General features: G+C 70.9%; 11 protein-coding genes and 1 rRNA gene. 3 read left to right on the plus strand and 9 right to left on the minus strand.

Annotated elements, in window-relative coordinates:
* Nucleotides 1-42: 42 nt before the first annotated feature.
* The 3 genes from ACIA8N_RS26660 (at nt 43) to ACIA8N_RS26670 (ending at nt 3,746) form a co-directional block, all read left to right on the plus strand.
* A complete protein-coding gene (locus ACIA8N_RS26660; protein WP_365778233.1) occupies nt 43-1,002 on the plus strand; it encodes an HAD-IB family hydrolase in 960 nt (319 codons plus the stop codon).
* A 424-nt stretch (nt 1,003-1,426) separates the two neighbouring features.
* A complete protein-coding gene (locus ACIA8N_RS26665) occupies nt 1,427-2,212 on the plus strand; it encodes an ECF subfamily RNA polymerase sigma factor, BldN family (protein WP_359210279.1) in 786 nt (261 codons plus the stop codon).
* 298 nt (nt 2,213-2,510) lie between these two features.
* The gene (locus ACIA8N_RS26670) at nt 2,511-3,746 is read left to right on the plus strand and encodes a DUF5667 domain-containing protein (protein ID WP_365778230.1); all 1,236 of its coding nucleotides are present in this window, start codon (nt 2,511-2,513) and stop codon (nt 3,744-3,746) included.
* Between the two features lie 78 nt (nt 3,747-3,824).
* On the opposite strand, the gene ACIA8N_RS26675 is transcribed toward ACIA8N_RS26670, so the two are convergent.
* From ACIA8N_RS26675 to rrf, 9 genes are all read right to left on the minus strand, one after another.
* Nucleotides 3,825-4,934: a lysophospholipid acyltransferase family protein gene (locus tag ACIA8N_RS26675; protein WP_365778228.1), complete on the minus strand. Its 1,110-nt coding sequence runs from the start codon at nt 4,932-4,934 to the stop codon at nt 3,825-3,827.
* A gap of 15 nt (nt 4,935-4,949) precedes the next feature.
* Complete coding sequence (locus ACIA8N_RS26680) at nt 4,950-6,053, minus strand: NAD-dependent epimerase/dehydratase family protein (RefSeq protein WP_365778226.1); 1,104 nt, start codon at nt 6,051-6,053, stop codon at nt 4,950-4,952.
* Between the two features lie 138 nt (nt 6,054-6,191).
* Complete coding sequence (locus ACIA8N_RS26685; protein ID WP_003948845.1) at nt 6,192-6,290, minus strand: 30S ribosomal protein bS22; 99 nt, start codon at nt 6,288-6,290, stop codon at nt 6,192-6,194.
* Between the two features lie 164 nt (nt 6,291-6,454).
* Nucleotides 6,455-6,664, minus strand: coding sequence for a helix-turn-helix domain-containing protein (locus tag ACIA8N_RS26690; RefSeq protein ID WP_030223786.1), 210 nt, complete (start codon nt 6,662-6,664; stop codon nt 6,455-6,457).
* A 127-nt stretch (nt 6,665-6,791) separates the two neighbouring features.
* Nucleotides 6,792-7,607: a phosphatase gene (locus tag ACIA8N_RS26695; RefSeq protein ID WP_365778224.1), complete on the minus strand. Its 816-nt coding sequence runs from the start codon at nt 7,605-7,607 to the stop codon at nt 6,792-6,794.
* Nucleotides 7,608-7,712: 105 nt separating this feature from the next.
* Nucleotides 7,713-8,888 carry an acetoin utilization protein AcuC gene (locus ACIA8N_RS26700; RefSeq protein WP_365778222.1) on the minus strand — a complete coding sequence of 392 codons (1,176 nt, stop codon included), beginning with the start codon at nt 8,886-8,888 and terminating at the stop codon, nt 7,713-7,715.
* Entirely contained in the window at nt 8,857-10,056 is a 1,200-nt protein-coding gene (locus tag ACIA8N_RS26705; RefSeq protein WP_365778220.1) for an MFS transporter, read from the minus strand. The genes ACIA8N_RS26700 and ACIA8N_RS26705 overlap by 32 nt, the downstream gene beginning before the upstream one ends.
* A 43-nt stretch (nt 10,057-10,099) precedes the next feature.
* Nucleotides 10,100-10,747, minus strand: coding sequence for an HAD family hydrolase (locus ACIA8N_RS26710; RefSeq protein ID WP_365778218.1), 648 nt, complete (start codon nt 10,745-10,747; stop codon nt 10,100-10,102).
* Between the two features lie 67 nt (nt 10,748-10,814).
* Nucleotides 10,815-10,905: ribosomal RNA gene (gene rrf, locus ACIA8N_RS26715) — 5S ribosomal RNA — on the minus strand; the annotation flags it as partial.

Raw genomic sequence — 10,905 nt, forward strand, 5'->3', positions numbered from 1 at the left:
ACAAGTCGGGAAGTACCGAACAGACTGGCTATGCTCACGGACATGGCCGCTCTGGGATGGCTCACCCCCCGCAGGCGCTCCGCCACCGCGCGCAGCGTCCTCGCAGGCGAGGCCGCTGCCGAGGCAGCGCGCAAGACCTCGCTCCAGCTGGAACGTGAGCGGGAGGAGGCGGCGGCCCTCGCGACCGCGGAGGCCGAGGCGCCTCCCGAGCCCGAGTTCCCGGTCGTCGGCGACGTGAGGGCGGCCGCCTTCTTCGACCTCGACAACACCGTCATGCAGGGCGCCGCGATCTTCCACTTCGGCCGCGGCCTCTACAAGAGGAAGTTCTTCCAGCGCCGCGAACTGGCCCGCTTCGCCTGGCAGCAGGCCTGGTTCCGGCTGGCCGGCGTCGAGGACCCCGAGCACATGCAGGACGCCCGCGACAGCGCCCTGTCCATCGTCAAGGGCCACCGCGTCTCCGAGCTGATGACGATCGGCGAGGAGATCTACGACGAGTACATGGCCGACCGCATCTGGCCCGGCACCCGCGGCCTCGCCCAGGCACACCTGGACGCGGGCCAGAAGGTCTGGCTGGTCACGGCCGCTCCGGTCGAGACCGCCACGATCATCGCCCGCCGGCTCGGCCTGACCGGCGCACTCGGCACCGTCGCCGAGTCCGTGGACGGCGTCTATACGGGCAAGCTGGTCGGCGAGCCGCTGCACGGCCCCGCCAAGGCCGAGGCGGTACGGGCGCTCGCCACCGCCGAGGGCCTCGACCTGGCCCGCTGCGCCGCGTACAGCGACTCGCACAACGACATCCCGATGCTCTCGCTCGTCGGGCACCCGTACGCGATCAACCCGGACACCAAGCTCCGCCGGCACGCGAAGGACCTCGACTGGCGGCTGCGCGACTACCGGACCGGCCGCAAGGCCGCCAAGGTCGGCATCCCCGCCGCCGCGGGCCTGGGCGCGCTGGCCGGCGGCACGGCCGCCGCGGTCGCCCTGCACCGCCGCCGCCACTGAGGTCGGGGCCGCCTCCCACTCCGGATCTGCCGATACGTTTCGGCTGCGATCATCTGCGACAACCCGGGACCAGGCGCCCTCACCCGTCCGTGGTCGAACAGCACCGCACAGGTCGACTCCCAGGCATTCGGGCCTCCTTACCCCGCAGCGGCCCCGATCACTCGCGCACCCCGCACTTGAGCACAACGCAGCGTGTACGCAGTCACACCCGAAACCAAACCGATCAACAACTGCTCACGAACAGCGAGCAATTCCGACTACAACCAGTAACAGAACCGTCGTAAGCGGTGATTTGAGCAACTGGGTGTAGCGCCGCCTGTACGAAGCGTTATTCTCCTCAGACGCACAAAGGACCCCTCACGTCGCCACGACGGGTGAACGGTCCCGCACTGCACGTGATGGAAGCTCTGCCTCTGGGAGTCCCGTGTACCCACACGTCGGGGTTGACACCTCGGGCCTGGCTACGCTGCGCGCAACGGTCCTCGACCACTTGCGCGGCTTCGTCCCCACCGCGTACGCCGGCCCTGTCCCCGCCTTCGCCTTCGCCGCACCGGCACCCGCCGGCCCTTGCTATGCCCTGGCCGACGGCAGCGCCGCCGTGGGCAGACGCAGCGCCCGCTCCGGAACCTCGACCCCCGCACGCCGCCCCACCGCCGACAGCGACAGCGCCCGCATGATGGACCTGGTCGAGCGCGCCCAGGCGGGCGAGGCCGATGCCTTCGGCCGCCTGTACGACCAGTACAGCGACACCGTCTACCGCTACATCTACTACCGCGTCGGCGGGAAGGCGACGGCGGAGGACCTCACCAGCGAGACGTTCCTGCGCGCACTGCGCCGGATCTCCACCTTCACCTGGCAGGGCCGCGACTTCGGTGCCTGGCTCGTCACCATCGCCAGGAACCTGGTCGCCGACCACTTCAAGTCCAGCCGCTTCCGCCTCGAGGTCACCACAGGCGAGATGCTCGACGCCAACGAGGTCGAGCGCAGCCCCGAGGACTCCGTCCTGGAGTCCCTCTCCAACGCCGCCCTCCTCGACGCGGTCCGCCGCCTGAACCCCCAGCAGCAGGAGTGCGTGACCCTGCGCTTCCTCCAGGGCCTCTCGGTCGCCGAGACCGCCCGCGTGATGGGGAAGAACGAGGGCGCCATCAAGACCCTCCAGTACCGGGCGGTCCGCACCCTGGCCCGCCTTCTCCCGGACGACGCCCGCTGACCGGTTCGCGCCCCCCACACGCGCCCCCACGCCCCGGTCGGCGGCCCCGTCGCCCGTCCTCCCCCCACGCCACCACGACCCCCGCCCAACTCACAGTCGGTGACGCCCCGATGACGCACTGGTCCGATCATCTTTCGCGCGTAACCCAAGTGCCGCGCCGCTCGTTGTGCGGGATGCAGGCTCCCTGTGGACACGCCATGTCCGCAGCCACTCACTCTTTCGTGTGGATGCGCTCAAGGTGTGCAACCTTCCGGACACCCCGGGGAGTCGACCGTCATGACGAGAGGAGGTGCCGCCAGTGATCGCGAACGTATCGGCGCACCGGCGGGCGAACGCCTTCGCCCAGGCCCTGGAGGACCGGGCGTCCGAGGGCGCGGCGGCAGACCAGTCCGATGCCCCGGCCGAACCGGCCGAGCATGGACGACTGTTGGCCTTGGCGAACGGTCTCGGCGAACTGCCGAAGCCACAGCTGGATCCCGAGGTCAAGGTGGTGCAGCGAGCCCAGCTCGTCGCCGCCATGGAAGCGATGCTCGCGGAGGGGAGCGCGGCCGCCGGGCCTTCGGTGCCCGAGCAGCGGTCCAGCAGCAAGGGCGCCCACCGGGCGTCCCCACTGCGGAAACTGCGCCCCCGTTCCCGCTGGTCCAAGGGCCTAGCCGCGGGCGGCCTCACGGTCGGCGTGGCGGCGGGTGCCTTCGGCGGAGTGGCCGCGGCCAGCTCCGACGCGCTTCCCGGTGACTCGCTCTACGGGCTCAAGCGAGGCATGGAGGACATCAAGCTGGGCATGGCCGACGACGACGCGGACCGCGGCGGCATCTACCTCGACCAGGCGTCCACCCGCCTCAGCGAGGCCCGCCGACTCATGGAGCGGGGTCGCTCGGGCGATCTCGACCATGAGTCGCTCAGCGAGATCCGCCGCGTCCTGGGCGGAATGAAACACGACGCCAGCGAAGGCCACCGCCTGCTCCGCCAGGCATACCAGCGGGACGGCGAGATCGCCCCGATGGCCCGGCTCAACTCCTTCGCCCAGGCCCACCGGGACACCTGGAACGGCCTCCGCGACCGGCTCCCCGTCCAACTGGCGGATGTCGGAAGCGAGGTGACGCACGTCTTCGACGCCATGAACGAAGACGTCGAACGGCTCCAGTCGGTGCTTCCCCGTACCCCCGAGAGGGGCGCGATCGGCTCGGAGAGCCCCAGCGGCAGCCCCAGTGCGCCGAGGGACTCACAGGGCACGGGCACGCAGAGCCCGCCGTCCGCCAAGGAGGCCACCCCCTCGGGCAGCCACTCCGCACCACCGAGCACGTCCGGCCCCAGCACGGGCACCAGCCCGAGTGCGGACAGCGGCACTGGCTCACCAGAGGACGACGGTCTCCTCGGCGGCAACACCGGCGGACTGCTCAAGCCCTCCCCGACCGGCACGCCGACGGCCCCCTCGGGCGACGAGGCGACACCCGACATGCCGGACGTCACCCTTCCGCCACTCCTGCCGGGCCTCCTTCCAGGCCTCGGCATCGACAGCGAGGACGCTCGCTAGCAAGAGGAAGGGGCGCCCCCACGGACGGGGGGCGCCCCTTCCTCCATGCCCGGCACAGACCCGGAAGAGCCCGACCGCTCAGAAGAACACCGACCGCCGCTGGACGAGCAGCTTGTAGAGCGTGTGCTGGATCTGCTCCCGCACCTGATCCGTCAGGTTGAACATCAGCATCGGATCCTCCGCCGCCTCCGGCGCGTAGGAGTCCGTCGGGATCGGCTCGCCGAACTGGATCGTCCACTTCGTCGGCAGCGGCAGCGCCCCCAGCGGCCCCAGCCAGGGAAAGGTCGGGGTGAGCGGGAAGTACGGGAAGCCGAGCACCCGCGCAAGGGTCCTGGCGTTCCCGATCATCGGGTATATCTCCTCGGCCCCGACGATCGAGCAGGGCACGATCGGCACCCCGGCCCGGAGCGCCGTCGAGACGAACCCGCCCCGGCCGAACCGCTGGAGCTTGTACCGCTCCCCGAACGGCTTCCCGATCCCCTTGAAGCCCTCCGGCATCACTCCGACGATCTCCCCGGCCCGCAGCAGCCGCTCCGCGTCCTCCGCGCAGGCCAGCGTGTGCCCGGCCTTCCGGGCCAGTTCGTTGACGATCGGCAGCACGAAGACCAGGTCGGCGGCGAGCAGTCGCAGGTGGCGTCCGGCCGGATGGTGGTCGTGGACGGCGACCTGCATCATCAGCCCGTCGAGCGGCACGGTCCCCGAATGGTTGGCGACGATCAGCGCCCCGCCCTCGGCGGGGATGTTCTCGACGCCCTTCACCTCCACCCGGAAGTACTTCTCGTACAGCGGGCGCAGCAGCGACATCAGGACCTGGTCGGTGAGCTCCTCGTCGTAGCCGAACTCGTCGATCTCGTAGTCGCCGGTGATCCGGCGCCGCAGGAACGCGAGCCCGCCGGCGAGCCGCCGCTCCCAGCCTCCGCCCCCGGCACCCTCCTCGGCCCCGCCGTCAGGACCCGCGCCGACGACGACCTCGGCCTCGTGCTCGGCCCCGACCGCCGTACCGGCCTCACGACCGCCCCCGGCGCCCGGGAGGCCGTCCCGGACCTCCCGGCCCACCTCCGGCTCCTCAGGGGGCTGCTGCGGCCCCGGAAGGGCCCGTACGGCCGCCGTCTCGCCGTCGGCACGGCCGGGCCGCCGCCGGGCGCGTGACCGGTCGTCGTCGAACGGAATGACCTTGGCGTCCGCCATCGCTGTCCGGTCTCCTCAGGCGCCGTCGTGAACAGGGGGAACAGGGTGAACAGGTGCCACAGGGGAAACAGCCGCATTAGGGGCAGCAGCGGCCGGAGCCAGTCGCCCGGCCAGCCGGTCCACCGCCCCCGCCAGCATCTCCGGCGGCAGCAGCCCCGGCCCCCTGCCACGCACGAAGTCGGCGAAGGTCTCCGCCGTGGAGTAGCGCGGCGAGAAGCCGAGGACCTCCCGCGTCTGGACCGTCGAGACGACCCTGCCGTGGGTGAGCAGCCGGATCTGCTCGGGCGCGAAGTCGGTGATGCCGACGGTACGCAGCGCGGTCCCCACCCAGGTGACCGCCGGCAGCAGCACCGGCACCGTCGGCCGGCCGAGCCGCCGCGCGCACTGCGAGAGCAGCAGCACCCCGTCGCCCGCCACGTTGAAGGTGCCGCTGTTCTGCGTGGCCCTGCGCGGCTCGTGCGCCGCCAGGCGCAGGACGTCGATCACGTCGTCCTCGTGGACGAACTGGAGTCTCGGGTCGTAGCCGAGGACGGTCGGAAGCACCGGCAGCGCCAGGTACTCGGCCAGCGGCGAGTCGATCCGCGGCCCGAGGATGTTCGCGAAGCGCAGCACGCACACCGCGACGTCGGGGCGGCGCCGGGCGAAGCCCCGTACGTACCCCTCGACCTCGACGGCGTCCTTGGCGAAGCCCCCGCTGGGCAGCGACTTCGCGGGCGTCGTCTCGGTGAAGACGGCCGGGTCGCGGGGCGCGGAGCCGTAGACGCTGGTGCTGGACTTGATCACCATGCGGCTGATCCGCGGCGACTTCTGGCAGGCGCCGAGCAGCTGCATGGTGCCGATGACGTTGGTCTCCTTGACCGACGTACGGCCGCCACCGCCGAGCGCCGTGCCGGTGACGTCCAGATGGACCACCGTGTCGACGTCGTGCTCGGCGAGGATCTTGGCGATCTCGGGCCGGCGGATGTCCGCCCGTACGAACTCGGCGGCGCCGAGCTGGTGCGCCGGGTCGACCGCGTCGACGGCCACGACCCGCTCCACCTCCGGGTCCCGCTGGATCCGCCGCACGAAGCGGCCCCCGAGATGCCGCGCGGCACCGGTGACGAGCACGACCTTGCCCAAGATCAGCGCCTTCCGTCCGTCTTCCGTTGGTCGCCACCGTAGCGCCTCGGGATTTCCGCGCAAATAAAACGTGGCCCTTCACCGCGAACGGTGAAGGGCCACGCCTGACGCACTGAAAGCTGCGGTGCAGCTGTCGCCTTACTTCTTGTTGCGACGCTGAACGCGCGTGCGCTTAAGCAGCTTGCGGTGCTTCTTCTTCGCCATCCGCTTGCGCCGCTTCTTGATAACAGAGCCCACGACTACCCTCGCTCACTTCTCGGAACATCCCCGCCTCCCGGCGGGGATCGGTGCGGGGCGTCTGGGCCCACACGACCTACGTCGGCCTAGCCTACCGTCCCGAGCACCGCGCTTGTAATCCGAGGGACATACGGAGCTTTCCCGGCGTTGTCGCCGCGCTCGCGCTACGCGGTCCCCACCCCCACGAAGGACTCCCGCAGGTACTCGTGAACCGCCTGTTCCGGCACCCGGAAGGACCTGCCCACCCGGATCGCCGGCAGATGACCGCTGTGCACCAAGCGGTACACGGTCATCTTCGAGACGCGCATCACCGAGGCGACTTCCGCCACGGTCAGAAACTTGACCTCGTTGAGAGGTCGATCGCCAGCAGCCATGACCCACCTGTACCTTCCGCCGCGACGCCCACCGGCTTCCCCTCCGGTGACTCTTCGTCGCCGAGCGCTCACTCTCAAGACTAGGGGCGGGTGGTACGAGTGGGGAAGAGGAGCTGTCATCGGCCGTTTACCGTGACAGACGCGCTCGATTGAGTACATAGCGTGTGAGTGGACGGTAGTAGTCGGAGCGCACGCCGTCATCCAGCGGTACGACCACCGACACCTGCCCCTCCGCCTCCCCGACGAACAGCGCCGGATCGTCCGTATCGGCCAGACCGATCGCCTCGATACCCAGCTGACCTGCCCCGCAGACCCATCCGTGGTCCCCCACCACGAGCTCCGGCAACGGCCCGCCGCCGTCGGCCGCGCTCTCCAGAGCCGCCCTGACCGGCAGCGGCGAGTGGGAGTGCGCCCCCGGCTCGCGCCCGCCCCGCGACGGGCCCGGCTCTCGCACCAGCGCCACCCCCCGGACGTAGTCGAGAAGGTACGTACGTACGCCGAACCGGGTCGTTATGTCGACACATCTCCCCTGCGCGGGGGTGAGAACAAGGCATCCCGCCGCCGACAAAGCGTCTGCGAGAGCGACGTAGAAACCGAGCAGCCGGTGCGGATGACCCGTCCCCAGGAGCACCGGAACCCGCCGCGCCGCCGCCGCCCCCAGCCGCGCGGCGAACGCGTCGAGCCCCCTCAACGTCCGTTCCGGATCGATGACATCGGCCCCCGAGCGGTGCGAGGGGTCCCCCGACACCCCGCACTTCTCGGCCATCAACCGCAGCAGATCGGCCTCGTCCCACCCCCACACGGGATCGAGCCCGAGGAGCACCCGCGGATCCCGCGCGGCGAAGAGCCGGTAGCTCCGCAGGTTCTCCTCGCGCGACGTCGCCACCGTCCCCGCCAACCCCGACGCCAAGAGATGCGCCCGCAGCGCCCCGGTACTCAACACCCACCCGATGCTGCCGGAACACCACCGCCACGGAGTCCAAACCTCCCGGACACCGCACAGTCGGCGTAACGCCCACCCGTACGTTCCAGGGACCTCCGGAAGCGACTACGCGAGCAGCCCCCGCAGCGGGAAGACCGCCTTCCGCGTCGCGAGCACCGCCTGGTCGAGCCGGTCCGCCGGGTCGTACCCCTCGGACCAGTCCCGGAAGCCCACCGGCCACCGCCCGTCCGTCATCCGCGCCGGCCCCGGCTGCCGGGTCCGCGCGTACGCCTCGTCCCGCCACGACGACGGGATCACCGACTCGGGATCCACCGGAGCGTGCGCCGCGATCCCCACCAGATGGGTCCACGACCGCGGCACGACGTCCACCACCGCGTACCCCCCGCCGCCCAGGGCCACCCAACGCCCCTCGGCGTACGTGTGCGCCAGCTCGTGACACGCCTCCTGCACCGCCCGCTGCGCGTCGAGCGACACCGCCAGATGGGCGAGCGGATCCTCGAAGTGCGTGTCGGCCCCGTGCTGCGTGATCAGCACCTGCGGCCGGAAGTCCGCGATCAGCTCCGGTACGACCGCGTGGAACGCCCGCAGCCACCCCGCGTCACCCGTCCCCGCCGGCAGCGCCACGTTCACCGCCCCTCCCTCACCCGGACCGGCCGCGCCCGTCTCCTCCGGCCACCCCGTCTGCGGGAACAGCGTCCGCGGATGCTCGTGCAGCGACACGGTGAGCACCCGCGGGTCCTCCCAGAACGCCGCCTGGACCCCGTCCCCGTGGTGCACGTCCACATCCACGTACGCGACCCGCTCCGCGCCCAGTTCCAACAGCCGGGCGATGGCCAGCGAGGCGTCGTTGTAGATGCAGAACCCGGACGCGCCGCCCGGCATCGCGTGGTGCAGACCGCCCGCGAAGTTCACCGCGTGCGCGGCCTCCCCGCGCCAGACCGCCTCCGCCGCGCCCACCGACTGCCCGGCGATCAGCGCCGACACCTCGTGCATCCCGGCGAACGCCGGGTCGTCGACCGTACCGAGCCCGTACGCCTGGTCGGCCCGACGCGGCTCCGCCGACGCGGCCCGCACCGCCGCCACGTAGTCCTCACGGTGCACGAGCCGCAGCGTCGAGTCCCCGGCCGGCTTCGCCGCCACCACGTCCACCGCCCGGTCGAGCCCGTACGCCCGCACCAACGACATCGTCAGCGCGAGCCGCACCGGATCCATCGGATGCTCGGACCCGAAGTCGTACCCCGTGACAGCTTCATCCCACATCAACAGTGCGCGGCCGCTCATGCCCGCCACCGTATCGGGCCGCTCTCGACCCGAACGACGTGGCGTACGCCACCGTCACCAGGACCAGCACCATCGGCACCAGCATGGCCCCCCGGTAGCTCCACGCGTCCCCGAGCGCCCCCACGAGCGGAGAGCCGATCAGAAAGCCGACGTAGTTGAAGACATTGAGCCGCGCCACGGCCGCGTCGCTCCTCCCCGGGAACAGTCGCCCGGCCGCCGCGAAGGTCTGCGGCACGATCACGCTCAGCCCGAGACCGAGCACCGTGAACCCGGCGATCCCCACCCAGGCCCCCGGCGACACCGCCACCACCGCGAACCCCAGCGCGGCGAGCACCGCACCGGCCCGCACGACCGCCGCGGCCCCCATCCGCCGCACCCCGAAGTCCCCCACGGCCCGCCCGAGCAGGGTCGTCACCATGTACGCGTTGTACGGCACCGTCGCCAGCTCCTCCGAGCTGCCCAGCACGTCCTGGAGGTACTTGGCACTCCAGTTGGAGACGGTCGAGTCCCCGATGTACGCGAAGGTCATCACGAGACAGAGCGGCACCAGCAACGCGAAGCCGACCCGCCCCCCCTTGCCCTCCGGCACCTCGTCCCCCGGCCCGTCCCCGCCGGCCACGTACCACCGGCTGGCGACGAGCGCGACGGGCAGCAGCAGGACCACGACCGGCAGATACGACACGAACAGCGACAGCTGCCAGTGCGCCCCCACCCAGGCCAGCGAGGCGCCCGCGATCCCGCCGAGGCTGTACGAGGCGTGGAAGCCGAGCATGATGCTCCGCCCGTACGCCCGCTGGAGGCTGACCCCCAGCATGTTCATGGAGGCGTCCAGGGCGCCGACCGCGAGCCCGAAGAGCCCCAGGGCGACAGCCGCCTGCCACAGCTCGCTTCCCGTTCCCACGGCGAGCAGCGACAGCAGGACGAACGGCTGGGCCCACCGCAGCACCACCGCAGGACCCACTTTGGCGACAACCCTCCCGGTCGCCACGCTCGCAACTCCGGCCAGGATGGGCACGGCGGCCAGGAAGGCCGGCAGCAACGCGTCCGAGATCCCGTACCGCTCCTGGATCGCCGGTATTCGGGTCACGAGCAGGGCGAAGGTGACCCCTTGCACGAAGAAACTGACCGCCAGGGATCCCCGCCCACGCCGCAACCGCGCATCCGTCATGGCGGCACAGCGTAGGGCCGGAACCTACCGCGGGGTAGATGGATCACAGCCCCAATATCGCGGGCAGCTCGTCCATCCTCCGGAAGAACCCGGCGGCCCCATCCAGCTTCTCCTCCGGGGTCATGGCGGTGAACCCGTACACGTCCATCCCGGCCGCCAGGGCCGCCTGCACTCCGAGCCGGCTGTCCTCGACCACCACGCACCGCTCGGGCGCCACCCCCATCCGCGAGGCCGCGTGCAGGAACAGGTCGGGCGACGGCTTGCCCCGCCCGACGTCCTCGGAGCTGAACACGATCTCGTCCCGGAACCAGGCATCAAGCCCGGTCTTCCGGTGCCCGACGCGGATCCGCTCATGGCTTCCGGAGGAGGCCACACAGTACGGAACCCCGCCGTCGGCAAGCTGCTTGAGCACCTCCGCAGCCCCGACCACAGCCTCCAACTCGGCCCGGAAGGCGGCGAAGACCCGCGCGTGGAAGACCTCGTCGAAGTCCCCCGGCAGTCGCTGCCCGCTCCGCTCCTCGACCAGCTCGTGAATGCGGTGCATGGCGGACCCCATGTAGTCACGCACCGACTCCTCGTACGAGGTCGGATGCCCGAGCTCCGTCAGATAGCCGGCCAGCAGGGTGTTGGAGATCGGCTCGCTGTCCACGAGCACACCGTCGTTGTCGAAGATGACCAAGTCATAGCGCATGCGCACAGCCTAGAACGCAAAAATGCCTCAACCCCCGGACAGAGTCCGGGGGTTGAGGCTAAAAATTGTTCGGCGGCGTCCTACTCTCCCACAGGGTCCCCCCTGCAGTACCATCGGCGCTGAAAGGCTTAGCTTCCGGGTTCGGAATGTAACCGGGC

Source organism: Streptomyces sp. NPDC051822 (assembly GCF_044452745.1).
Classification (GTDB): Bacteria; Actinomycetota; Actinomycetes; order Streptomycetales; family Streptomycetaceae; genus Streptomyces.

Bases quoted from the DNA above. Each gene is read 5' to 3' on its own strand.
- ACIA8N_RS26660 (WP_365778233.1), top strand. From the start codon at position 43: ATGGCCGCTCTGGGATGGCTCACCCCCCGCAGGCGCTCCGCCACCGCG.
- ACIA8N_RS26675 (WP_365778228.1), bottom strand. From the start codon at position 4,934: ATGGCGGACGCCAAGGTCATTCCGTTCGACGACGACCGGTCACGCGCC.
- ACIA8N_RS26690 (WP_030223786.1), bottom strand. From the start codon at position 6,664: ATGGCTGCTGGCGATCGACCTCTCAACGAGGTCAAGTTTCTGACCGTG.
- ACIA8N_RS26700 (WP_365778222.1), bottom strand. From the start codon at position 8,888: ATGAGCGGCCGCGCACTGTTGATGTGGGATGAAGCTGTCACGGGGTAC.
- ACIA8N_RS26705 (WP_365778220.1), bottom strand. From the start codon at position 10,056: ATGACGGATGCGCGGTTGCGGCGTGGGCGGGGATCCCTGGCGGTCAGT.
- ACIA8N_RS26710 (WP_365778218.1), bottom strand. From the start codon at position 10,747: ATGCGCTATGACTTGGTCATCTTCGACAACGACGGTGTGCTCGTGGAC.